Raw genomic sequence first — 23,104 nt, 5'->3', positions numbered from 1 at the left:
ATGCGCAAAAAAAACGTTGCTATTAACGGACTTGGTAGGATAGGAAAAAATTTATTCAGACGGTATTTTGAGGAGGATTATGAGAACTTTAACTTGGTTGCTGTTAATTTGGGAGAATCTAACATAGAGTCCAAGATCCACCTGCTTCGCCATGACTCTGTGCATGGTCATTTCTCCGGCGTTGAAAAAATTGAGAACGATCAGATTTTTGTAGGAAGTAAGAGGGTTAAATTGTTGACTCAAAGAAATATAGAATCAATCAATTGGGAGCAATACGGTGTGGATGTAGTATTAGAATGTACAGGAAATTTTACTAACAGAGATAAATCTTACCAACACATCAAGCAGGGTGCAAGGAAAGTACTTGTTTCTGCACCCTGTAAAGAAGCTGACAAAACCATTGTTATGGGGGTTAATCATCAGGATATTACGTCTGATGATGAAATAATATCTGTCGGTTCATGTACAACAAATTGTTTGGCACCTATTGCAAAAATCCTTGATAGCGGAGTGGGGATTGAGAGTGGCTTTATGACCACCATCCATTCATACACAAACGACCAAAGAATTATAGATGGGGGACATACAGACTTAAGAAGAGCAAGAGCAGCAGCTGTTTCAATGATTCCAACCACAACTGGCGCTGCAAAGTCTATAGGTTTGGTCCTTCCAAGCTTAAAGGGAAAGCTTGATGGAGCGGCAATCAGAGTCCCTACCCCAAACGTTTCTATGATTGACTTAAGTTTTTACGCAAGCAAAGAAACTTCAAGTGAAGAAATCAATGATATAGTAAGAAAAGAGGCAAAACTGCTTTATAAAGGCATAGTTGAAGTGGTGGATGAACAACTTGTATCCATAGACTTCAATCATACAACTGCCAGTGCGATTTTTGATATAAATGAAACAAGAGTTTTAAACAAAAGATTCTGCAGAATTATGGCTTGGTACGATAATGAATGGGCATTTTCTTGTAGAATGTTGGAAGTTGCAAACTTAATAACAGGACTTTAGTATGAAGGAAGAGAGCTTAAAACAACTAAAAAACATCAATTTATCAGGCAGAAGAGTTTTGCTAAGATGCGATCTTAATGTACCATTTGATGATAATGAGACGTTGCTTGACGACACAAGAATCACAAGCATTATTCCTACCATTAATTACCTGGCTCAAAGTGGAGCTAAGATAGTGTTGGCAAGCCATTTCGGAAGACCAAATGGTAAAGTTGATCCGAAGCTATCCTTAAGAAAGCTTATTCCCTATCTGGAAACATATTATAATGTTTCGGTAAAGTTTATAGCAGATATCTTCTCGCAAGACAGTGTGGATATTATTAAGCAATTGCATAGCACAGAAATAGCATTGTTGGAAAATTTAAGGTTTCATGAAGGAGAGGAAAGCAATGATAAAAGCTTTGCCAAGCAATTAAGTAAATTTTGCGATATTTATGTAAACGATGCATTTTCCTGTTGCCATAGAAGGCACGCCTCAATTGAGGCTATAACAGAATTCGTTCCATCTTATCCAGGGTTATTGGTGGCAAATGAGATGCAGCACCTAAACACCGCATTAAATGGAAATAGAAGGCCCCAAACTTTAATAATCGGTGGTAAAAAAATATCCACGAAGCTCTCTGTATTAAAAAACCTGGCAAACAAAGTGGACAACATAGTCATCGGTGGAGCGATGGCAAATAACTTTTTTAAGGCCCTTGGATTGCAGGTTGGAAGTTCTTTCTATGAGGAAAACTTTATACAAGAAGCAAAAAATCTTTACTACGAGTACCAAGATAAGATAGTGTTACCAACAGATTTTGTGGGGAAAAATAGCGCCAATAAGCTTTTCATTAAGCAATTGGCAGACATCTCTGGTGATGATTGTGTACTTGATATTGGGCCAAATAGTTGCGAAAAAATACACAATATTCTCAAATCTTCTAAGGTGGTCGTATGGAATGGACCAATAGGGTTTTATGAAGAGCCTCAATATGCTGTCAGCAGCTTATATATTGCGAGAGCAATAGCATATTTGACAAAAATAGATGGTTTAATCAGCATCATTGGCGGGGGAGATGCAGCTGCAGTTGCAAAGATGTCAGGGTTAAAGTCTGATTTCTCCTATATCTCCACGGGAGGAGGAGCGTTTTTGGAGTTGCTTGAAAAAGGAAATTTGATAGGATTAACACATTTAAGAGAGAAAAAGATATGAAAAAAGCAGTTGTGTTATTAAGTGGAGGCCTTGACTCTTCAACAACATTAGCCATAGTGAAAGAAAGAGGGTATGAACCATGTTGCATAAGTTTTGATTATGGCCAGAAGCAAGTTGTGGAGTTGGAGGCAGCGAAAAAGGTAAAGGCTTTAATTGCGCCAGAAGCACAGCACAAGATCATAACAATAGATTTAAAGACATTTGGAAATTCAGCTCTTACTGACGACATTAAAGTGCCAATCAACAGGACTCAAGAAGAGATATTAAGCGGCATTACCAGCACATATGTGCCCGCTAGGAACACTATATTTCTGTCATATTCTCTTGCTTATGCGGAAGTATTGCCTGCTGACGATATATTTATCGGCGCTAACATATTAGATTACAGTGGTTATCCCGACTGCAGACCGGCATATATAGAAGCTTACAACCGAATGGCTAATTTAGCATTAGCCAGATCTACGCAAAGAGGTGGTGCTGTGATAAAAATCCATGCCCCACTCTTGCAGCTAAACAAGGCGCAGATTATACAAGAGGGCTTGAGATTAGGAGTTGACTACTCACTTACCTCTTCATGTTATAACCCAAATATTGAGGGAGTTGCTTGTGGTCAGTGTGATGCATGCCAGTTAAGGATCAATGCCTTTACAGACATAGGGTTAAGAGACCCTATAAAATATACTGATTCTTATACATACTTGGCACTATGACGTCATATAGAGGTACATTTTTAGGGAAAAAATCAGAATATACAGAATTGTATGATAACAGCTTATTATTCCCTATATCAAGAACGCTTAAAAGAAACGAATTGGGAATGTCAGCCAACACCCCTGTTTTTGGACATGATGTGTGGAATGCGTATGAAATCTCTTGGCTCAGAAGCGATGGAAGGCCTGAGGTTAGTATGGCCGAAATTATCTATTCTGCTCAATCTGAGTTTATAATTGAATCTAAGTCACTCAAATTATACCTAAATTCCTTTAACGGAACTGTTTTCACTTCTCCGCAGCATGTTAAGGACACCATTCAAAAGGATATGTCTGATAAGTTGAACACCGATGTACAAGTGAAACTGATTCCTTTGGAAACAAAAGTAACTTATATGACTCCGCCTGGGGTCAGTATAGATGATTTTTACTCAAACGCAGTGGAGAATAAAAAGCTAGCAGCCATAGAGGGAACCAGAGTGTTTAAAGAAAAGTTATTTACAAACCTGCTAAAATCTAATTGTCCAGTCACAATGCAGCCAGATTGGGGGACATTAATGTTGACTTACTCGGGGAATAAAATAAATTATGCGAGTTTGCTAAATTATATAATTTCCCTAAGAGGTTTAAATGAGTTCCATGAACAATGTATTGAAAAAATATACATGGACATTTATCACACCTGCAAACCTGAGTACTTAGAGGTATACGCAAGATATACGAGAAGAGGCGGGGTTGATATTAATCCTTATAGATGCTCTGAGAAGAGCGAGGCCCCACTAAATTATAGGGTGCAAAGACAATAATTTACCCCCTCAAGCGAGGATTATAAGGCGTTCCTAAAATTTCAAACCAGCCCTTGAAATATTAAATTCTTTTACTAAATCTTACTAACACAGAAAAATAAAAAAATGCAGCAACCAACTTTAAACTTATACATGGTTTCAGACTCTTCTGGAGAGACCGTGATCGCAGTTTCTAAAGCTGCAACATCACAGTTTGAGAACATCGAGATCAAAGAATATATGTGGCCTTTGGTACGCGTAAAATCGCAAATCAATCAACTGATAGAAAGCATTAAGAAAAAACCCGGGTTGGTAATATATACGATAATAAACAAAGATTTAAGAGACTACCTAAAAGCACGTTGTCAAGAAACAAACACCAAGTGTATTTCTCCCATCGGGAATATTATTTCTGAAATATCAAGCTACTGTGGAATTGCAGCATCCAAGAAAAATCCAGAGAAGGAAATTTTTGATGATGAAAGCTATTTTAAAAAAATAGAAGCGATCAACTTCACAGTAAATCACGATGACGGACAACTAAGCCAAAATTTTAATGAGGCAGATATATTGATAATGGGTGTTTCTAGAACATCTAAATCACCCACATCATTGTATTTGGCTCAAAGAGGATATAAAGTGGCAAATTGGCCAGTCATAAATGGTATTGATTACAATCTGTCTCAGATCAATAATCCTTTGGTAGTTGGGCTTACAATTAGTGTAGACAGACTAATCCAGATTAGGCAGTTTAGGCTTATCTCAAAAGATATAAAACATTGTAATAATGAGTATACAGATGCTTTGGTTGCAAAAGAAGAACTGAAGTATGCAAATAAAATTTTTCGGCACCATAACATTCCTGTCATCGATGTAACATCAAAAGCAATAGAAGAAATATCTGCAGAAATTATAAATTTATATTTCACAAAAAAAGGAGAGCATTTGGTGAGAATATCTTAAATATAAATTATTAATGATAAAAATTTTGATATGTGGTAGCATTCCATATCGTAAGGTAAAGGTAAAAAGTAAATTTCAATAGTTTTATGAAAGATTTTAAAAATAACTTCAACAGCAACATAACCAAGTGGATTGGCGTAGTTTTTGTTATTATTATGGTGTATAGCCTAATCGATGTGGTTGGAGTTACAGGTAAAAAGTTAATTTTTTCTGACTTTTTAAATAAAGTTGCTAATAAAGAAGTCAAAGAGGTAAATATACGCGGCAATAACATAGATGGTATATTTTACAGCGGAGAGTCTTTTGTAACCTTAGCACCGAAAGAATACTCTCAGCTGGTAGATGATCTGAGAAGCAATGACGTAAAGATAAACATAATGCCGCTAGAATCCACATTAGGCAGCATAGTGGGCGTGTTGTTTTCTTGGTTTCCAGTACTTCTGTTAGTGGGAGTGTGGATGTACTTTATGAAAAGTATGCAGAACCCTGGAGAAAAAGCTATGGGGTTTGGAAAATCTAAAGCCAAATTAACGCAAGATCACGGCAAAAAAATCACTTTTGCCGATGTGGCAGGGGTTGACGAAGCAAAGGAGGAATTAAAAGAAGTGGTGGATTTCTTGAAAAATCCGGCAAAATTCAGCAAATTAGGAGGTAAAATCCCAAAAGGATGCTTGCTGATTGGTTCTCCAGGCACCGGAAAAACCTTACTTGCAAAGGCGGTTGCTGGCGAAGCTGGAGTTCCATTCTTTACTATTTCTGGCTCAGATTTCGTTGAAATGTTTGTTGGAGTTGGAGCAAGCAGAGTTAGAGATATGTTTGTTCAGGCCAAAAAACATGCTCCTTGCATAGTTTTTATTGATGAAATTGATGCAGTTGGTAGACATAGAGGAGCTGGATTGGGCGGAGGAAATGACGAGCGTGAGCAAACTTTGAACCAATTGTTAGTTGAGATGGATGGATTCGCCGATAATCAGGGGATAATCGTGGTGGCAGCCACAAATAGACCGGACGTGTTAGATCCAGCACTTTTAAGACCAGGTAGGTTTGACAGGCAAATTACAGTACCGATACCAGATGTGAGAGGTAGGGAACAGATTTTGCAAGTTCATATAAAAAATGTTCCAACTGCTCCTGACGTCAATGTCAGTATCATTGCCCGTGGAACACCTGGTTTTTCCGGCGCAGACCTTGCCAATCTAATTAATGAAGCAGCCCTTGCAGCCGCACGTTTAGACAGAAACGTCGTGACGATGGAAGAATTAGAGCACGCGAAAGATAAGGTGATGATGGGAGCAGAAAGAAGATCGATGGTGATGTCAGAAACGGAGAAAGAGATCACTGCGTATCACGAAGGCGGGCATGCTTTAATTGGGCTTTCTATGCCTGAATCTGACCCTATCCATAAAGCCACGATTATACCGCGTGGGAGGGCTTTAGGTATGGTGATGCAATTACCAGAAGGAGATAGGCTGTCTTACAGTAAACAACGGCTTGAGACCAAATTAGCAATTTTAATGGGTGGCAGAGTCGCTGAAGAGGTGATATTTGGTAAGGAAAAAGTTACGACGGGAGCATCCAATGACATTAAAGTCGCAACGGAGATTGCTAGAAATATGGTGACAAAATGGGGTCTGAGTGATGAAATTGGCCCAATTATGATAGGAAACGACAAAGAAGAGGTATTCTTAGGGTACAGCGCAGGTAAAGAAAGTGGAATATCAGATCAACTTGCCGAAAAAGTTGATCATGAAATTAACAAGTTGTTAACACATGCCTATAGTACTGCTCAGGATATTGTCACAAAAAACAAGGATAAGTTGCACAATTTAGCTAAGCAGCTTATAAAGTATGAAACCCTAACAGGGGAGGAAATTCAGGGGCTACTTGTTGGAAAAGAAATTAACAGAAGTTCAGACATTAACAAATCCAGTGATTTTGGCACTTCCTCAATTCCTAGTAGTAGGTCTGATACTTCTGGTTCAGTAGTATCGCAAGATGTAAAGTATACTTGATGAAAATTTGTCAATCATAAACTCTGATGGAAGAAATGCTTTTATGAATTTTTGAGCCATTTGTAATCACCTCTATTGATTGTGAACCTAATTTATGCTAGCCTGTTACCGGTTTTGACAATCAATTTTTTAATATGTGATGAGTTCGGTAGATTATGACTACAAAAACTTAAAGCTTTTTACATTGGCTTCATTGTTTTGGGGGGTTGTTGGAATGGGTGCCGGTGTGTTTATAGCATTCCAGTTATTTTACCCAGAGCTCAATTTTGGTATAGAGTGGACTACGTTTGGAAGGCTGAGGCCAGTTCATACTAGCGGCGTTATTTTTGCATTTGGCGGCAATGTTTTACTTGCTACCTCTCTTTATGTTGTCCAAAGAACAAGTCAAACTAAAATCTATGCTCCAAAATTAGTTACCTTTATTTTTTATGCATATCAACTCTTCATATTGTTAGCCGCTTCTGGCTATGTAATGGGGATTACACAGGGGAAAGAGTACGCAGAGCCTGAATGGTACGCCGATATTCTATTAACAATTGTATGGGTGAGCTATCTGTTTGTTTTTATCATGACATTAAAAAACAGAAAAGAGCCTCATATTTACGTAGCAAATTGGTTTTTTCTAGCATTTATTATAGTTGTTGCAGTACTGCACTTAGGAAATAACATAAGTATTCCCGTCTCAATTACAAGTAGCGAAAGTGTCTCATATTTTTCGGGAGTACAATCAGCTATGATTCAGTGGTGGTACGGTCATAATGCTGTGGGGTTCTGGTTGACTGCTGGATTCATAGGAATTATGTATTACTTCGTTCCCAAAAGAGCAAATAGACCTGTCTACTCATACCGCTTGTCAATATTGCATTTTTGGGCATTGTTATTCTTATACATCTGGGCTGGCCCCCACCATTTACATTATACATCTTTACCAGATTGGGTACAGACTTTAGGAATGACAATGTCTATCATTCTTTGGATACCATCTTGGGGAGGGATGGTGAATGGGATTATGACACTATCAGGTGCCTGGCATAAGTTGCGCGAGGACCCAGTCTTAAGATTTTTGATAATAGCGGTTGCTTTTTATGGAATGAGTACTTTTGAAGGACCGGTGATGTCCATAAAATCTGTAAATGCCCTGAGCCATTACACAGAGTGGACTGTAAGCCACGTGCATTCCGGTGCTTTAGGATGGGTTGCATTGATTAGTTTTGGCGCTCTGTATCATATGATACCAGATTTATGGGGGAAGAAAGAAATGTATTCTGTAAAATTAATCAGCATACACCTATGGCTATCAACAATAGGGATTGTTTTGTATATAACATCCATGTGGACTGCTGGGATTGCCCAAGGATTAATGTGGAGAAGCTATGATGATATGGGCTTTTTGCAATATTCGTTTATTGAGGTAGTCAAAGCTCTGGCACCATTTTACTTGATACGCGCAATAGGTGGTTTATTTTTTTGGTCTGGAACTTTTGTTATGATATACAATACTTATATGACAATATACAGGACGAAGGAGTGAAATTATGAATGGCTTTCATAGCAAAATAGAAAAGAGTATATTCATACTGTTAGTTTTAACGATTTTTGTTACCTCAATAGGGGCGATTATACAAATCTTCCCGTTATTTAAAAAAGAAGTAGAGGCCCAAGAAACCCAGAAGTTAAGACCTTATACCCCCCTTGAGCTTCAGGGGTTTTTCATCTACAAAAGAGAGGGGTGCTATGGCTGTCATAGCCAACAAATCAGACGTTTAAGCGATGAAGTAGAAAGATATGGTCATTATTCCTTGGCAGCTGAAAGTATGTATGACTTTCCATTCACTTGGGGGTCAAAAAGGACGGGGCCAGATTTGGCAAGAGTTGGGGAGAAATACTCGGATGATTGGCATACAGAGCACTTATTCAATCCACGAAGCCTGGTGCCAGAATCGATAATGCCATCGTATCCATTTTTATTGACAAAAAAGCTCAATACAAGCAATCTAAAAGAAAAGATGTCGACTTTAAAGTTGATAGGTGTCCCATATAGTGATAAGGATATAGATGCCAGCGAGGTCGACATACAAGTACAATTGGGAATAAATCAAGATGCAGAAGCACTTGCGGATTTTCAAAAAAGATACAGCGATAAAGTTTCTATTAGAAAATTTAACAGAAAAACGGATGAAATCACCGAGATGGATGCATTAGTGGCGTATTTACAGGGACTTGGTAACAAAATTGAAATAACCAGCAATAAATAAAAATTAACCATACACATACCATGCGTGAAATTCTATACATAAAAATTGGAACACTGATTTTTTTAAGTTTTAGTATAGTGGTTCTTTTGGGTTGGTTATATCGCCCAAAATCAAAGAAACTATATGAGAAACTAAGTAGAATTCCAATTAACAAAGATGAGGCAAAAAAGTGAGAAAAGAGGAAAAAGAAGAAACTAAAACAACTGGCCATGAATGGGATGGTATCAAAGAGTATGACACACCTGACCCTTTCTGGTTGAGGCTATTCTTTTACGGATCTTTGTTTTTTGCACTTGGATACTGGCTTTTATACCCAGCGTGGCCTGTACCCAATAGTGGCGGTATTTTAGGCTGGTCATCTGGTGGAGAAGTTGATGAAAAACTGAAAGACTTAGAAAAGGTACGATTTAAATATCAGGAACAATTTAACAAAAGTAGTTTTGAGGAGGTATTGAAAGACAAGAAGCTAACAAAGTTTGCTATGGCAGGTGGAAAATCTGCATTTGAAAACAACTGTGTAGTTTGCCATGGAGCTGGAGGAGGTGGCAATATTGGCTACCCAAGCCTTGCTTCAGGTGCATGGATGTGGGGTGGGGAAATTGATGATATATACACAACGATCAAGTACGGAATACGTTCCAATCACGACGATACAAGAGATTCTGCAATGGCAGCATTTGGCAAGGATAAAATTTTAACACCAAAACAAATAGACAGCCTAACAAAATATGTTATGAATTTAAACAACAATTCTTATTCCGATGACGATGCAAACGCGCTGTTCCAACAAAACTGCTCTTCGTGCCACGGTGCGGATGCATCAGGTTTAAAGGAATTTGGGGCCCCCAATTTACGTGACGCTATTTGGCTTTACGGTAAAGATTACAACACTATTTATGACGTTATTTACAATGGCAGGGCTGGAGTGATGCCGTACTGGCAAGGGAAATTATCAGATCCAACAATTAGGCAACTTGCAATTTATGTGAACCAATTGAGTGGTGGTAGTGATTAGGCTCAAATATGCTTAAATTCTTTAATAAACATTTCCTTAAAACACTTGTTATAACATTTGGATTATCCTCTATTTTATTCGCATATGCTTTATATATAATCTTCTTTGATTCTCCAGATGATTATTTGCAGGGAAGTTTAGTTAAAATATTATATTTGCACGTACCCTCTGCATGGCTTGCTGTGGCATTTTATTTCTTTTTAGGGGCATTCTCATTGCTGTTCTTAATCTTCAGAAATCCAGTTTATGATATTACTGCCAAATCCTCTGCGTATGTGAGTATATATCTGACTATATGCACACTTCTAACCGGTGCAATATGGGGTAAACCAGCATGGGGTACTTGGTGGATTTGGGATGCAAGATTGACATCAATGCTTATATTATTTTGCTTCGAACTACTATATTTTATGATGAGGCATTCATTTCAAAATGAACTCAGAGCCGCCAAAGTGTCGGCAGTCCTTGCGATCTTCGGGCTGTTAGACTTGCCCATTATAAAGTTCTCTGTTGATTTGTGGGCAACGTTGCATCAAAAAAGCAGCGTCCTTACATTTAACGGCCCCAAGATACATGCATCTATGCTTTTTCCTTTAAGTATCACATTTCTGGCAATATTTTTTCTTGCTATATCCATAATAATGGTTATCATCCAATCAGAGATGGTTGTCAGGAAGGCAAGAAATGCATCATTTAAGGGAAAAATTTTTTAAAATACTAATTATATGTTGTTTTGTATTATGCCCAACAAAGCTTCGGGAGTGTTCATAAATAGATAGAAAGAGCTAAAGCTTTGTTAAAAAATAAAACAAGGGATAATCTTAGCATTTCAGAACACTTGCTAAAGCGTTTAGTCTTGCGATTTAATCTAGCAAGCATATCCCTTAAGGAGGAATTGAAGCTCTCAACCAAACAAGTTTCAGACTTTGTCTGCAGATGTATTTGAGCAATTTTATAATGACAATAGACCTCATACCCATCTGTACACATATAACGAATTTGGTATTTTTCTCCTAGCTCACGAGCTAAATCTACGTAATTTTCTTTATCACCTGAACCTACTTTAAACGCAACAGTTTTGAATCTGTCCCTATCGACAGCAGTCCATATTCTTGTTTTATTCTCTTTTTTTTGACGTATGTATATAGCTCATCCATCTCTAATATCTCTATACGCCTCTTATCTCCCTCTATCTTTTGATTCGTCACCATCTCATCTACTACTTTCCCTGCTTGTTTGATCCAATAAAATACTGTACTTAACGGGATATTTAATATGTGAGCTATCCTCCTAATTCCGCAGTTATTTAGATACATCTTTATCACCATGCTCCTCTCTTTATTACCATATTTCCAATTCTTCCTACCATCTCCTTCTGTAAAGTTTTTATTACAACTCTTACATTTGTATCTCTGCTTTTTCCTTGCATATCCATTTTTTGATACCCCTTTCCCTTTGCAATATTTACATTCTATTTTCTCCATTTTTCCCTTTCTTTTTTTTCCTTCCCTCTCCTTATATCACATTCTTTTCTTCTTTCCTATCCCTTTTAAAACACTCCCAAAGCTTCTTGGTTATGCATGGGAAAGAGGAAAAAAACACAAATATACTGAGTATGGCATAGCGCTTGATTCAGGTTACAGTACGTCGTTCTGTTATATAAATACTGCTGCAAATCAACAGTTGTTCTTCAACGATAGTACAAAAAAACTTATATTTTCAATTTATAAAGAGCGAGGGTTATCTGATAGATTTACTTTTATCAGTAAATTAGAGATACAAAGAATAATGTGTACCTTAAAGATAGACTTAGACGAAGGAGATAATGCCGTACATCATAACAACGGCAATTATAGCCAACTTAATAAAGAGGACGTGAAATACATACAAAGTAATCAGCAGATATCAGAAGATGAAAAAATACTACTAAGAAATGCAAAAGTTAATATGAACTTTGTTGGAGTTGGGTATGATTTAGGACTTAGGACATTGTTATATAAAAAAGCAAATCAGCGGGCTTCTTTTGATGTAATGATAGGGTTGCCGCCTGCTATACAAGGAGCAGGTGGTGCTCATGTTTTTCATCCCTCACTGAAGTTCGGAGCTGCTTATGCTAGGTCATTTGATATGGGAAAAATGAAGGGAAATTTTTTTGAAGTCATGTCTGCAGCTAAGCTACATTCTAAAATAAAAAATAATGAATTGTTTTTTGCAGCAATTTTAGGATTAAAAATCTCAGACAAGACCTCGTTGATTTTTACTTTTGAGAATAATTATTCAGAGTGTTAGCCAAAGATAGATATAAAATTGCCCTGCTCACTTAGGAAATTATTGTTATCCTCAAAATGTAGCCAGAGCTTAATCGTAAGATCGACAACTTCTTCAGATTTTGAAACTACCTTTGTTTTTCTGGTCATTCTTGCAATTCTGTGCCTTGTGTTTGAGTTATTGGACTCAATTGAGAGTGTATGTTGTTTGCCAACAACATGTTGATGGCGAGGTATAACCTCTGAATAAACAGACCAATCGTCTGTGTAATAAGTGCAATTATCTCTACTTATGATTTTCCACAATTTTCTAAAGGTTGTAACGTTACGCTTACCAACCACCCAGGCAACAACTCTCTTGAGCTCCCTACTATAGGCTTTCCATATCCATAATTTGTTTTTTTTGAATCTACAAAATGCCACATCTCATCTATTTCAACTTCTCTCAATTCTTCCGGCACTGTTGGTCTTGGTATCTTTTTAGCATACAGTATTATCCACTTATATACGCTAGTATGAGCTACTTTAAATAATTTCCCTAGCCATCTAAAGCTACTTTTTCCCATGCTGTACAATAACACTGCCAGAGCCTTCATCTCTGGCGAACAGCCTCTTAATTTAGTGTTTGTAAAATTACATCCACACTCTTTGCATTTATACCTTTGCATACCCCTAATATTACCATTCTTAACGTATTTACTGCTACTGCATTTTTTACACTCTGTATTCATATCTCTATTTTCTTTGTTGCTCGCTATATTCATTTTAGCATCTTATCTATCTTATGGCAACACTCCCTTGTGTTGCACCAGCAAAGAATGCAGCTAAAAGCAGAGGTATTCATTTTTGCGCCATCAAGAAAAACAATATGAAGCAAAAGAATTTTGACCTTGATCGATACTATACTTCCATAAGGGCTCCGTTTGAGAGGGTGTTTTCTCAAGATAATAAACGATTGCGATACATAGGAATTGCCAAAAATCAGTTTGCTGAATTTATGAATGCTATCTGCTTTAATTTAAAACGTTTAACGGTTCTTACTGCCTAAGCTCATAAAATCACGCTTCGCAGAATCAATAAAAAGCTAAAAATTACCATATCCCACCTCAAAGAAATCTTTTGAATTCTTGGGGAAACCAGTTTTTTGTTAATTTTTTTAGACCATGGTCCAAACTTCCTTAGATAGTGTCGTCATGAGATTTGTGGTATAATATGAAAGAAAAGATAAATCAGGAGTAAAAATGGATTTAGGGCTACATAGGCATGATATAACAGATAATATGTGGGATTTGATAAAGGATCATTTGCCAGGAAGGGAGGGTACGTGGGGAGGTTTGGCACATAATAACAGAAGATTCATTAACGCAGTATTTTGGATATTAAGAACAGGTTCTCCCTGGAGAGATTTGCCTTCAGAATATGGAGGATGGAAAAATACACATAAAAGATTTTGCAGATGGAGAGACAAAAGGATATGGGAGGCTTTATTGGAGATATTTGTGAAAGAACCTGATATGGAATGGTTAATGATAGACGCAAGTCATAGTAAAGTGCATCCACATGCTTCAGGTGCAAAAGGCGGCAATCAAGATATGAGTCGTACAAAAGGGGGCTCAATACAAAGATTCACCTTGCCGTGGATTCACATGGTATGCCACTCAAAGTTATTATCACAAAAGGCTCAGAAGCTGATTGCAAGCAGGCTGTTAATCTTATTGAAGAGATGAAAGCTGAGTACTTACTAGCCGACAGAGGGTACGATGCTAATTACATAATTGACCATGCCCAAGAATTGGGCATGAGAGTTGTTATTCCTCCTAAAAAGAACAGAATCACCCAGAGAAAATACAATAAAGATTTATATAAAATAAGGCATATTGTAGAAAACACCTTTCTTCATCTTAAAAGATGGAGGGGAATTGCAACCAGATATGCTAAAAATTCAGCTTCTTTCCTTGCCGCAATTCAGATTAGATGTTTATCTCTTTGGCTTAAAATCTCATGACGACATTATCTAATTTAATATGGGGATATTTTATGAATAGTGATAAACAAAACAGTATATTAATATCTGTTCCACAGGCGTCTCAAGTAGATGTTGTAAAAAGTGCTGATGGTGTCAATGAATATGTGCTTTCCTCACCTTTTTTAGATGATTTTTCAACCACGCCATTTTCGACATATTTGCCTACTTTTAAACAAAGCAATGTTGTTGAGTATGTTCCTAATGGGGGTATGGGTAAAGCGTTTGCCAAACTTTATAGAAAAATCAACTCTGAGAGTATGGCTAAAAACAGCGTTATTGAAAATAAAGATCAGCCATTGGCAAAAGATGTATCTGAAGGCGATACTAATGGTTTTACCTACTCCAGCTTATACGATTTTACCCACCTAAAATATTATACAGCGGCTGTAGTGGGATTGGACGTACTATCTCATAGTGGGCCAGCCCCCATATATGTTCTAAACGTTTTGGAACAAGTTGGGATGACCATTTTCCATGGATGTGAAATCATACAGGATATTGGGTATGCTGCTTATTACTCTTCGGCAGCATTGGGATGGTTAAGTGTTGGTGCATTGCATACAGTCGCAGACATTGCTTATGTAGGTTTCTATTCAGCTAATGCTGTTGTGCAACTTGGTGGTTATATATGGGATACACCGTTGCTTGCTGGTTCAATAGTGTCAGGATTGGGTGCGTATGAGTTATACTCAATTTATAAGAGTGGCGGGTTTGACAATATATTGCCAAGCAAATATGTCGAAAGCGACGTTGGTGATAACACTGTTGTTATAGGCAGTTCTGATGCTGCCGATAGCACTCAGTCCTTAGCAATCGTTGAAACCACAACTTTCCATTATGAACTATCATAGATAAAGCGGTATACGGTCTCTCCGTCAAAATATGTTGAAGTATGGTGAAGCGAGGGTATAAGCAGATAAAAATCTGATCAAATCCATAAGAAAATTTCAAATTTTAACTTCAACTTTTGACGGAGGGAGTTCTTAACGGTCTTATAAATTTAACTCATGCTGATAGAATCAGGTAAGGGCTTTGTTTTCTCGAACTTGGATAACAGTGGCAAAATTATCAAGAAATGGCTAAAATACCATCCCATAGATATCTGACTAAACGTGATGTAAGGTTCTTCTGCAACCTCACCACCTAAATATCCCAAAATGATAAAGTTAACAAAAAACATATATGTAAAAATTCTGAACAGAGGACGGTATCTAGCGCTTTTTACTTTGCATCTATCAAGCCACGGCAAAGCAAATAGTATAACAATTGCCCCAAACATAGCAACCACCCCGGCAAGTTTATCCGGAATAGATCGTAAAATTGCGTAGAATGGAAGAAAATACCACTCTGGTACTATGTGTGCTGGAGTTACAAGAGGATTGGCTTCGATGTAATTATCTGGATGCCCAAGCATGTTTGGTTGGAAAAACACGAAGTAAAAGTATATCATGAAGAATATACCAAAACCAAAGAAATCCTTGATCGTGTAATAAGGATGGAAAGCTATTGAATCCCTCTTGGACTTTATCTCAACACCTGTTGGGTTGTTAGATCCATGTACATGGAGCGCGATAATATGGACTATTATAAGACCAACAATCACGAATGGTAACAAAAAATGAAGTGCAAAAAATCTGTTAAGCGTAGGATTATCCACTGAAAAACCGCCCCATAACCATATTACTACATCATCTCCAACAAAAGGGATTGCGGAGAACAAATTGGTTATCACATTAGCCCCCCAATAGCTCATCTGCCCCCAAGGCAATACGTATCCCATAAACGCTGTTGCCATGGTAGCCACGAATATAAATAACCCGAAAAACCACACCAACTCACGTGGAGATTTGTATGAGCCGTAATAAAGCCCTCTGGCCATATGAATGTAAATAGTTGCAAAAAACATTGATGCTCCCACTGCATGCATATATCGGATTAACCACCCATAATTAACGTTCCTCATAATGTTTTCAACACTGTCGAACGCCATTTTTACATGGGGGGTGTATTGCATTGCCAAAAACAGCCCTGTTATTATTTGGAAGACCAAAGCGATTCCAGCCATAGAGCCAAAACTCCAGGCGTAATTAAGGTTTTTAGGCACTTGATACTCTGAAGAGTGTTTGATAAAACTAAATATCGGCAACCTATATTCAATCCAGTTTATAATAGAATCTGAGATGCTTGTTGTGGTTTTCTTCATATTTTAGATATCTTATCCTATTTTAATCTTGGTATCACTAATGAACTCATACGGTGGAACAGCCAGATTTTTGGGTGCAGGCCCTTTCCGAATTCTGCCTGAGCTATCATAATGAGACCCATGGCATGGGCAAAACCAACCGCCAAACTCGCCTTTATTACCAATCGGAACGCATCCAAGGTGTGTGCATATTCCTATTGTTACTAGCCATTCAGCTTTACCAGGCTTAACTCTGTCTTTATCCTCTTGTGGATCCCTTAACTCAGCCACATTAACACCTTCGGCTTCCTGAATTTCTTCAGGTGTTCTGTTGGTGATGAAAACAGGTTTTCCTCGCCACATCACTGTGTGAGTCTCCCCTGGTTTTATGTTTGATATATCAACTTCAGTACTGCCTGCTGCCAGGACCCCTTTGTCTGGACCCAAAGAGCTTATGATTGGGATTGCAGCGGCAGCTGCGCCAACGCATGCAACTGCTGTTGCACTCATCACAAAGAAGTCTCGTCTGGAAGATTTTTCTTCTTCGTTTGTCTCTTTTTCTTTATCTTGCATATCAAATCTCACTTAAACAGGTAGCTGGTAAAATCTCTAAGGACCTTTGCTTTTTTACCAAAAATATCAAGATAATTCAACGATTCATTTACTATATCGTTTAACATAAAGTTACTTTGGAGTTCGTCTCCGTCTTCTATATCATCCTTAATTTGATATGCAAGGCCGAGACTCTTTGCATAATTATCCAAAGCATTTAACTCTGCTGCATTCGCGTTGTTAATAGTAGCTGAATACCTGCAAGAGGCCATAAATAGATTGGAGGTTTTCAAAATCCTCATCTTTTTTAGTTCATCAGCATCTAATTTTTGTTTTTTTGCAAGCAAATCCAACACCTGGCCAGCTATTATGCCTTTATAACCTATGAGCTCAGTTGTATCTTTGATTAACTTTAATTTTATTTGCGGCTCCACGTTTGTATCTACCAAAAGCTGAAACGCCAATGTAAGCAATGCATCACCAGCAAGAATTGCTATCGCTTCGCCATATTTTTTATGGCAAGATAATTTCCCACGCCTATAATCATCATTATCCATCGCTGGCAAGTCATCGTGTATCAATGTGTATGTATGAATCATCTCAATGGCAGTTGCTCCACTAATTACTAAATCTGTACTTAAGCCAAACATTTCATTAACTATGCAAACTAAAAAAGGCCTCAACATTTTTCCTTCGCTAAGTAGCATGTATCTCATCGCTTCGACAATTACACCCTCTTTTGCATGCTCCTTTTCAAACAGCATCTTCTCCATATTCATCCGGACCAGTGCATTGACTTCATTCCACCGAGTTTTGATGTCCATAAATTCTTTCATATAATATATACTCCGCTAACTTAAAAAATTGGCGTCGCGCCTCATGCTCATCGCTTGTATTCCTAGCTCTTTTCCAAGTTCTCTGTCGTCTATAAATTTGCCACCCCTTGATTTACTAGAGGTATATAGAGTTCTCAGGATATTAGTTCGGAACATTGACGCATTGTTCTTGAGCTTCTGCATATAGAGTTTGTGAGATAATAATTTTCCGTAAAACTGTTCAATTTATCAGATGTAAATTCTTTCTGCCTTGACGTTACACTAGGCAATGAGTAATGACTGATTTGGCTATCTTTCGCAAATACATCGTTTATCTCCACCATTCTTTTTCTTATGCCACTTAAGTTGGAGTAAGGTAAATTAATTCCAGATGCCCTAGCTATATCCAAAATAATCTGCCAATCAACCTTAGCTTGGCCAATAGGATCAACTGCTGCCCAAACATTTTGTACCCTTCCTTCCAGATTGACGTAAGTTGCATCTTTTTCAGTAAACGCAGTAGCAGGCAATATTATGTTGGCCATCTCAGCCATTTTATCGCCGTGATGTCCAATGTATACAATAAATGCCCGATGATTAATATCACTTGGATTGATCTCATCAGCCCCTAACAGAAAAAGAACCTCGCATCTGCGTAATATCTCTTTTGTGTTGGTGTCCGCATCTTGAGAGACAAATCCTATGTCCAGTCCCCCAACCCTAGAAGCACTTTTATGCAATATATTATAGCCATTCCATTGGTTACCAGCTTTATTAAACTGATTGAGCAATTTTTGGCAGTGATACTCAATCGCCTCGAAATCTTCCTGCGCTGTTAACGAATCTCCTACGATAACCATGGGTTTACTCATATTTTGCAGAGTTTGACATAACGGATGAACTCCATCAGTAATTTGCTTTAACACCCAAGGGTTGTTGCCGAGATGTTTGTATGGATAGCTTAGGTCGACTTTATCAGCAATCAATGCAACTTGTAAATTATTTCGCAATTTTGCTTTTCTGATTCTAGCATTGACCATTGTTGCTTCATACCTTGGATTGCATCCTACCAATAAGCAATAATCTGCCTCTTCAATCCCACATATACTAGTATTAAAAAGATAATCACCCCTGTTTTTATTAGTCAATTTACTTTGATTTTGCCGACAGTCAAAATTGCCACTCCCTAAAGCTTGAAGGTATTCCTTTGTCACCAACATTGTTTCAACATCAGTCAGATCACCGGCAACAGAACCTATAGCTGCTGGATTTATCCCTTTCACTTTATTCGCTAAGAACGATAGTGCTTCTTGCCAACTGCATGCAGTTAACTTCCCAGCATCCCTTAACATTGGCTTATCAAGCCTTTGGTACTTCAATCCATCATAAAAAAACCTTGTTTTATCGGATATCCATTCCTCATTGATATCATCATTTGCCAAAGGAAGGATTCGCATCACCTCATTACCCCTGCTGTTGATTATGATATTTGAGCCAACCGCATCCATTATGTCTATTGACTCTGTTTTACGTAGCTCCCAATTTCTTGCTTTAAATTCATACGGTTTAGATGTTAAAGCTCCAACCGGGCACAAATCTATGATATTACCAGATAATTCTGAACGGATGGCTTCCCCAGTATATGTAGTAATTTCCATGTCCTCTCCCCTATTAACTGCTACTAATTCATTAGTACCAGCTATATCTTCCATAAACCTAACGCACCTAGTGCAATGGATACATCTGGTCATGTGAGTTTGAATTAACGGACCAAAATTTTTGTCTCTTACGGCTCTTTTTTCTTCTTTATATCTGCTTTCGCCTCTTCCATACTTCATTGCTTGATCCTGAAGATCGCATTCGCCGCCTTGGTCACATATTGGGCAATCTAGTGGATGATTCGCAAGTAAAAACTCCATCACCCCCTCTCTAGCCCTTTTAACAAGCGGAGTATTGGTATGAATCACCATGCCGTCTATCGCAACTTGGGCGCAGCTTGCAATGGGTTTAGGAGATTTTTCCATCTCAACCAAACACATACGGCAGTTTCCGGCTATTTTTAATTTGTCGTGATAACAGAATCTTGGGATTTCTATGCCAGCTTTTTCACATGCTTGTATTACGCTAAAACCCTGAGGGACTTCAACCTCTTGACCATTAATTTTTAATTTAGGCATTTATGCTATAAAAAACAGAAATATGAAAAACATATATCATAAGAATCACACCTCATCCATTAATAAGTGTGGCTATAACCAAATTAGGATAAAAGAGTTGTAAAAATAATGCAAAAAAGTCCAAAACAGCATATTTATAACCTCTATACGTTGCCAACTTCAAATACATGATACCAGTTATTTTATCTTGGATTTGTTTTTTATGTTAAGTTGTCGGGCCCGCGCAACTGCCAAATCATTTTCATCAACATCCTTTGTAATAACGCTTCCAGCTGCAATTGTGGCTTTATTTTTTATAATCACTGGGGAGATAATAGAGGTATTTGACCCAATAAAACTTTTTTCCCCCACTTTGCTATGATGTTTTTTGCTCCCATCATAGTTGCAAAAAACTGTGCCTGCCCCAATATTCACGTCATTATCAATAGTGGCATCACCAATGTAAGATAAATGGCCAGCTTTGACACCTTCCATAATTGTTGAATTTTTGACCTCAACAAAGTTGCCTATCTTGGATTTGCTGCCAATTTGTGTATTTGGTCTAATTCTTGCAAACGGACCAATTATAGCATGCTCGTCTATGCATCCCCCTTCTATATGTGAGAAAGAATGAATTCTTGCATGGCTCTTGATGACAGTATCTTTACCTATAAATACGTTTGGATAGATAACAACATCGCGAGATATCAAAATGTCTGCTGCAAAATAACTAGTTTCCGGCTTTATGATTGTTCCTCCCAACTCTATCATTTTCTCAACTATAACTTTCTGCATATATTTTTCTGCAACATACAGCTGTTTGCGATCATTTATCCCCATCACTTCTTCCTCATCAGCTACGATATATGTACAGATTTTATTTTTTGTACACCCAACAATATCCGTTAGGTAAAATTCTTTATCACGATTATACTTGGCATTGACCAAAAAATCCAACAGAACATCTTTTTTAACCAGAAGAATCCCAGAATTGCATAAACGAATGCTTTTTTGCACTTCAGTTGTCTCATTTTCTTCAACTATAGCTTCTACCCTGTTTCCATCTGTTGAAACTATCCTTCCATATCCAGTAGGATTTTGCGCATTAAACCCAATAATTACTATATCAGCTCCTTTTTCTATCTGTTCAGCCATTGCGTTTATACTAGATGGCTTGATAAAAGGGGTGTCGCCGTAGAGAATTAGTACTAGGTCTCTTAGAGCGTCGATACTATCGCATGCTGTTTTTACTGCATCACCCGTACCTAACCTTTCCTGCTGTATGATGGTTTTTACTTGATACTGCTTGCAGATTTCCTGGAACTGTTTGTTGCCCTCCAGTTCACGATTGATGACGATATGTGCGTTTGCACAACCACTATTGACTTTGCCACTTAATTCTAAAACATATTTTATTAGCGCTTGTTGTGCAACTTCATGCAAAACTTTTGGGGTGGAAGAGTTCATCCGTTCTCCATTCCCTGCGGAGAGGATGATGATGGTTGGTTCAAATTTTGCTTGCATAATCATGAAATATTCCCTATTAGTTTGTTTTATTACTCACATTAATCTTGACAATGCTAAGTTTTTCCAAGTGGACATCTGCCTTGATATTTGCCATTATAACACTCTCGATTTACTTTGCCATACCAACATTTTTTTATGAAGTCAAAACAATTCCCTTTTTCCCAGCTCAAAAAATCAACTTTGGATTGGACCTAAAAGGCGGAGTTTCACTCACAATAGAAGCAGATATAGAAGAATACATAAAGGAAAAATTCTCCATAACAGCTGAAAAATTAAAAGACAAACTTGCTGAAGAAAAAATACAATTTAGCGATTGGCAACAAGATAATAACATCATCCAATTCACTTTAAACAGCACTGACAGCAATCGTAACAAAGTACTCAAAGAGATTTGTACTTTGGCCAGAACCTATGACCTTCAGCTAAAAAACTCAGGTAATGAAATTTCGCTTGCTTTTGACGATCTCTATAAAGAAAAACTAACAGCTGAGGTTATAAAGCAGAGTATGGAAATCGTTACCAGACGTGTGGACTCAATCGGAACAAAAGAAGTTGAGATCCAGACCATTGGCAAGGATATGATATTACTGCAGGTGCCAGGGTTAAATGACCCTGAAGAGATCAAAAAAGTTATTGGAAAAACTGCCAGACTCACATTTCACATCGTAAAAAGTAGTATTGGAAATAATTTAAGCGAAGAAGATAGAATTGCTCTTCTCATCAACTCCAAAGTTTTACCAATTGAAAATGTCGACGGCCAAAAAGTAGGGATGTTAGCAGTTGAGAGCATTCCATCCATGACGGGAGACATGCTAAGCTTTGCCAATGCGGACTATGGCAGTATGGGAGAATCAGTGATAAAATTTCGCCTAAACAGCCTAGGGAGTAATATTTTTGCCGATGTCACAACAAAGAACAAAGGTAAGATGCTAGCAATTGTTCTTGATAACAAAATTATAAGCGCACCATCTATCCGAGAACCAATACTTTCAGGCGAAGGCGTTATTTCAGGCAGCTTCACTCCTGAATCAGCTTCTGAACTTGCGTTACTACTCAGGGCTGGCGCACTGCCTGTGCCGTTGAAAATTATAGAAGAAAGGGTTGTTGGCCCAACTTTAGGTCTTGAATCTATTATAGCTGGTATTAAAGCCTGCATATTGGCAGCAGTTCTGGTTTTGATTATAATGGTTAGTTACTATAGGTTTTTCGGTATAATAGCCAATTTAGCACTAGTTATAAACTTTGTGATGATGATCAGCGTGCTTGCAATTTTTGGAGCGACGTTAACGCTGCCTGGTATTGCTGGAATAGTTTTAACACTTGGGATGGCAGTGGATGCTAATGTCCTGATTTTCGAAAGGGTTAAGGAGGAATTGAAAAAGGGAAGAACCCCTCTTCACGCTTTGCACAATGGGTATAAATTTGCTTTTGCCACAATTTTAGACTCAAACATCACAAGCATAGCTGCAGGAGCAGTTCTTTACATGTTTGGCTCAGGACCAATCAAAGGATTTGCTGTCACGTTGATTGTAGGAATCTTATGCTCTATGTTTACGTCAGTTACCGTAACAAAAGTTCTTGTCACCATATGGTATAGGGCGAGGAACCCAAAGACTATCAATATTTAATAATT

Annotated in this window: 25 protein-coding genes; 16 read left to right on the top strand and 9 right to left on the bottom strand. The window is 37.8% G+C overall.

What is annotated here, in order from left to right; genetic code table 11:
• From gap to ccmC, 11 genes are all read left to right on the top strand, one after another.
• Positions 1-1,011: a type I glyceraldehyde-3-phosphate dehydrogenase gene (gene gap, locus Bandiella_RS00705; RefSeq protein ID WP_323733003.1), complete on the top strand. Its 1,011-nt coding sequence runs from the start codon at positions 1-3 to the stop codon at positions 1,009-1,011.
• A gap of 1 nt (position 1,012) precedes the next feature.
• Complete coding sequence (locus Bandiella_RS00700; protein ID WP_323733002.1) at positions 1,013-2,206, top strand: phosphoglycerate kinase; 1,194 nt, start codon at positions 1,013-1,015, stop codon at positions 2,204-2,206.
• Complete coding sequence (gene queC / locus Bandiella_RS00695; protein WP_323733001.1) at positions 2,203-2,916, top strand: 7-cyano-7-deazaguanine synthase QueC; 714 nt, start codon at positions 2,203-2,205, stop codon at positions 2,914-2,916. Before Bandiella_RS00700 ends, queC begins: the two co-directional genes overlap by 4 nt.
• On the top strand, positions 2,913-3,722 hold the full coding sequence (queF, locus tag Bandiella_RS00690) for an NADPH-dependent 7-cyano-7-deazaguanine reductase QueF (protein ID WP_323733000.1): 810 nt from the start codon (positions 2,913-2,915) through the stop codon (positions 3,720-3,722). Before queC ends, queF begins: the two co-directional genes overlap by 4 nt.
• Before the next feature lie 105 nt (positions 3,723-3,827).
• A complete protein-coding gene (locus Bandiella_RS00685; RefSeq protein WP_323732999.1) occupies positions 3,828-4,664 on the top strand; it encodes a pyruvate, water dikinase regulatory protein in 837 nt (278 codons plus the stop codon).
• 86 nt (positions 4,665-4,750) lie between these two features.
• Complete coding sequence (gene ftsH / locus Bandiella_RS00680; RefSeq protein ID WP_323732998.1) at positions 4,751-6,676, top strand: ATP-dependent zinc metalloprotease FtsH; 1,926 nt, start codon at positions 4,751-4,753, stop codon at positions 6,674-6,676.
• A gap of 139 nt (positions 6,677-6,815) precedes the next feature.
• Positions 6,816-8,207: a cytochrome-c oxidase, cbb3-type subunit I gene (gene ccoN, locus Bandiella_RS00675; protein WP_323732997.1), complete on the top strand. Its 1,392-nt coding sequence runs from the start codon at positions 6,816-6,818 to the stop codon at positions 8,205-8,207.
• Positions 8,208-8,211: 4 nt separating this feature from the next.
• Positions 8,212-8,931, top strand: a complete 720-nt coding sequence (gene ccoO / locus Bandiella_RS00670; protein ID WP_323732996.1) for a cytochrome-c oxidase, cbb3-type subunit II — start codon at positions 8,212-8,214, stop codon at positions 8,929-8,931.
• A 20-nt stretch (positions 8,932-8,951) separates the two neighbouring features.
• Entirely contained in the window at positions 8,952-9,104 is a 153-nt protein-coding gene (locus Bandiella_RS07400) for a cbb3-type cytochrome oxidase subunit 3 (protein ID WP_407651250.1), read from the top strand.
• On the top strand, positions 9,101-9,946 hold the full coding sequence (ccoP, locus tag Bandiella_RS00665; RefSeq protein ID WP_323732995.1) for a cytochrome-c oxidase, cbb3-type subunit III: 846 nt from the start codon (positions 9,101-9,103) through the stop codon (positions 9,944-9,946). Before Bandiella_RS07400 ends, ccoP begins: the two co-directional genes overlap by 4 nt.
• 8 nt (positions 9,947-9,954) lie before the next feature.
• A complete protein-coding gene (gene ccmC, locus Bandiella_RS00660) occupies positions 9,955-10,659 on the top strand; it encodes a heme ABC transporter permease CcmC (protein WP_323732994.1) in 705 nt (234 codons plus the stop codon).
• 52 nt (positions 10,660-10,711) lie between these two features.
• Here the strand turns inward: ccmC and Bandiella_RS07395 are convergent, their stop codons facing one another.
• Positions 10,712-11,056 (bottom strand): IS1 family transposase, encoded by a 345-nt coding sequence (locus Bandiella_RS07395; RefSeq protein ID WP_407651266.1) that lies wholly within the window; start codon positions 11,054-11,056, stop codon positions 10,712-10,714.
• Positions 11,005-11,430, bottom strand: a complete 426-nt coding sequence (locus Bandiella_RS00655) for an IS1/IS1595 family N-terminal zinc-binding domain-containing protein (RefSeq protein ID WP_323732659.1) — start codon at positions 11,428-11,430, stop codon at positions 11,005-11,007. The genes Bandiella_RS07395 and Bandiella_RS00655 overlap by 52 nt, the downstream gene beginning before the upstream one ends.
• Before the next feature lie 199 nt (positions 11,431-11,629).
• On the opposite strand from Bandiella_RS00655, the gene Bandiella_RS00650 reads away from it, so the two are divergent.
• Positions 11,630-12,235 carry a hypothetical protein gene (locus Bandiella_RS00650; RefSeq protein WP_323732993.1) on the top strand — a complete coding sequence of 202 codons (606 nt, stop codon included), beginning with the start codon at positions 11,630-11,632 and terminating at the stop codon, positions 12,233-12,235.
• On the opposite strand, the gene Bandiella_RS00645 is transcribed toward Bandiella_RS00650, so the two are convergent.
• On the bottom strand, positions 12,232-12,600 hold the full coding sequence (locus tag Bandiella_RS00645; RefSeq protein WP_323733369.1) for an IS1 family transposase: 369 nt from the start codon (positions 12,598-12,600) through the stop codon (positions 12,232-12,234). The two genes, Bandiella_RS00650 and Bandiella_RS00645, sit on opposite strands and share 4 nt — an antisense overlap.
• Complete coding sequence (locus Bandiella_RS00640) at positions 12,504-12,977, bottom strand: IS1/IS1595 family N-terminal zinc-binding domain-containing protein (RefSeq protein ID WP_323732992.1); 474 nt, start codon at positions 12,975-12,977, stop codon at positions 12,504-12,506. Before Bandiella_RS00640 ends, Bandiella_RS00645 begins: the two co-directional genes overlap by 97 nt.
• Before the next feature lie 20 nt (positions 12,978-12,997).
• Here Bandiella_RS00640 and Bandiella_RS00635 point away from each other — a divergent pair, with 20 nt between their 5' ends.
• From Bandiella_RS00635 to Bandiella_RS00625, 3 genes are all read left to right on the top strand, one after another.
• A complete protein-coding gene (locus Bandiella_RS00635; protein ID WP_323732991.1) occupies positions 12,998-13,261 on the top strand; it encodes a hypothetical protein in 264 nt (87 codons plus the stop codon).
• 193 nt (positions 13,262-13,454) lie between these two features.
• A protein-coding gene (locus tag Bandiella_RS00630; RefSeq protein ID WP_323732990.1) for an IS5 family transposase occupies positions 13,455-14,218 on the top strand; the annotation gives its coding sequence in 2 pieces (ribosomal slippage) (positions 13,455-13,827 and positions 13,827-14,218; 765 coding nt in all).
• The gene (locus Bandiella_RS00625; RefSeq protein ID WP_323732989.1) at positions 14,215-15,090 is read left to right on the top strand and encodes a hypothetical protein; all 876 of its coding nucleotides are present in this window, start codon (positions 14,215-14,217) and stop codon (positions 15,088-15,090) included. Before Bandiella_RS00630 ends, Bandiella_RS00625 begins: the two co-directional genes overlap by 4 nt.
• 149 nt (positions 15,091-15,239) lie before the next feature.
• Here the strand turns inward: Bandiella_RS00625 and Bandiella_RS00620 are convergent, their stop codons facing one another.
• The 5 genes from Bandiella_RS00620 to glmU all read right to left on the bottom strand — a co-directional run bounded on the left by Bandiella_RS00620 (position 15,240) and on the right by glmU (position 21,468).
• Positions 15,240-16,442, bottom strand: a complete 1,203-nt coding sequence (locus Bandiella_RS00620) for a cytochrome b (RefSeq protein WP_323732988.1) — start codon at positions 16,440-16,442, stop codon at positions 15,240-15,242.
• Positions 16,443-16,454: 12 nt separating this feature from the next.
• Positions 16,455-16,994 (bottom strand): ubiquinol-cytochrome c reductase iron-sulfur subunit, encoded by a 540-nt coding sequence (petA, locus tag Bandiella_RS00615; protein ID WP_323732987.1) that lies wholly within the window; start codon positions 16,992-16,994, stop codon positions 16,455-16,457.
• An 8-nt stretch (positions 16,995-17,002) separates the two neighbouring features.
• A complete protein-coding gene (locus Bandiella_RS00610; RefSeq protein WP_323732986.1) occupies positions 17,003-17,809 on the bottom strand; it encodes a polyprenyl synthetase family protein in 807 nt (268 codons plus the stop codon).
• 134 nt (positions 17,810-17,943) lie between these two features.
• Entirely contained in the window at positions 17,944-19,965 is a 2,022-nt protein-coding gene (gene nuoG, locus Bandiella_RS00605) for an NADH-quinone oxidoreductase subunit NuoG (RefSeq protein ID WP_323732985.1), read from the bottom strand.
• A 177-nt stretch (positions 19,966-20,142) separates the two neighbouring features.
• Positions 20,143-21,468, bottom strand: coding sequence for a bifunctional UDP-N-acetylglucosamine diphosphorylase/glucosamine-1-phosphate N-acetyltransferase GlmU (glmU, locus tag Bandiella_RS00600; RefSeq protein ID WP_323732984.1), 1,326 nt, complete (start codon positions 21,466-21,468; stop codon positions 20,143-20,145).
• A gap of 53 nt (positions 21,469-21,521) precedes the next feature.
• Between glmU and secD the strand changes: the two genes are divergently transcribed.
• On the top strand, positions 21,522-23,099 hold the full coding sequence (secD, locus tag Bandiella_RS00595) for a protein translocase subunit SecD (RefSeq protein ID WP_323732983.1): 1,578 nt from the start codon (positions 21,522-21,524) through the stop codon (positions 23,097-23,099).
• Positions 23,100-23,104: the final 5 nt, after the last annotated feature.

This window comes from Candidatus Bandiella woodruffii (assembly GCF_034359465.1).
Classification (GTDB): domain Bacteria; phylum Pseudomonadota; class Alphaproteobacteria; order Rickettsiales; family Midichloriaceae; genus NDG2.
The sequence above is the reverse complement of the archived record's forward strand: the minus strand, read 5'-3'. Positions and strand labels throughout refer to the sequence as shown.

Coding starts and splice junctions, on each gene's coding strand:
- glmU (WP_323732984.1), bottom strand. CDS start 21,468: ATGCAAGCAAAATTTGAACCAACCATCATCATCCTCTCCGCAGGGAAT.
- queF (WP_323733000.1), top strand. CDS start 2,913: ATGACGTCATATAGAGGTACATTTTTAGGGAAAAAATCAGAATATACA.
- secD (WP_323732983.1), top strand. CDS start 21,522: ATGCTAAGTTTTTCCAAGTGGACATCTGCCTTGATATTTGCCATTATA.
- nuoG (WP_323732985.1), bottom strand. CDS start 19,965: ATGCCTAAATTAAAAATTAATGGTCAAGAGGTTGAAGTCCCTCAGGGT.
- petA (WP_323732987.1), bottom strand. CDS start 16,994: ATGCAAGATAAAGAAAAAGAGACAAACGAAGAAGAAAAATCTTCCAGA.
- ccoN (WP_323732997.1), top strand. CDS start 6,816: ATGAGTTCGGTAGATTATGACTACAAAAACTTAAAGCTTTTTACATTG.
- Bandiella_RS00640 (WP_323732992.1), bottom strand. CDS start 12,977: ATGAATATAGCGAGCAACAAAGAAAATAGAGATATGAATACAGAGTGT.
- Bandiella_RS00655 (WP_323732659.1), bottom strand. CDS start 11,430: ATGGAGAAAATAGAATGTAAATATTGCAAAGGGAAAGGGGTATCAAAA.
- Bandiella_RS00685 (WP_323732999.1), top strand. CDS start 3,828: ATGCAGCAACCAACTTTAAACTTATACATGGTTTCAGACTCTTCTGGA.
- ccoO (WP_323732996.1), top strand. CDS start 8,212: ATGAATGGCTTTCATAGCAAAATAGAAAAGAGTATATTCATACTGTTA.
- Bandiella_RS00625 (WP_323732989.1), top strand. CDS start 14,215: ATGACGACATTATCTAATTTAATATGGGGATATTTTATGAATAGTGAT.
- Bandiella_RS00635 (WP_323732991.1), top strand. CDS start 12,998: ATGGCAACACTCCCTTGTGTTGCACCAGCAAAGAATGCAGCTAAAAGC.
- queC (WP_323733001.1), top strand. CDS start 2,203: ATGAAAAAAGCAGTTGTGTTATTAAGTGGAGGCCTTGACTCTTCAACA.
- ftsH (WP_323732998.1), top strand. CDS start 4,751: ATGAAAGATTTTAAAAATAACTTCAACAGCAACATAACCAAGTGGATT.
- Bandiella_RS00700 (WP_323733002.1), top strand. CDS start 1,013: ATGAAGGAAGAGAGCTTAAAACAACTAAAAAACATCAATTTATCAGGC.
- Bandiella_RS07400 (WP_407651250.1), top strand. CDS start 8,952: ATGCGTGAAATTCTATACATAAAAATTGGAACACTGATTTTTTTAAGT.
- ccmC (WP_323732994.1), top strand. CDS start 9,955: ATGCTTAAATTCTTTAATAAACATTTCCTTAAAACACTTGTTATAACA.
- gap (WP_323733003.1), top strand. CDS start 1: ATGCGCAAAAAAAACGTTGCTATTAACGGACTTGGTAGGATAGGAAAA.
- Bandiella_RS00610 (WP_323732986.1), bottom strand. CDS start 17,809: ATGAAAGAATTTATGGACATCAAAACTCGGTGGAATGAAGTCAATGCA.
- Bandiella_RS00620 (WP_323732988.1), bottom strand. CDS start 16,442: ATGAAGAAAACCACAACAAGCATCTCAGATTCTATTATAAACTGGATT.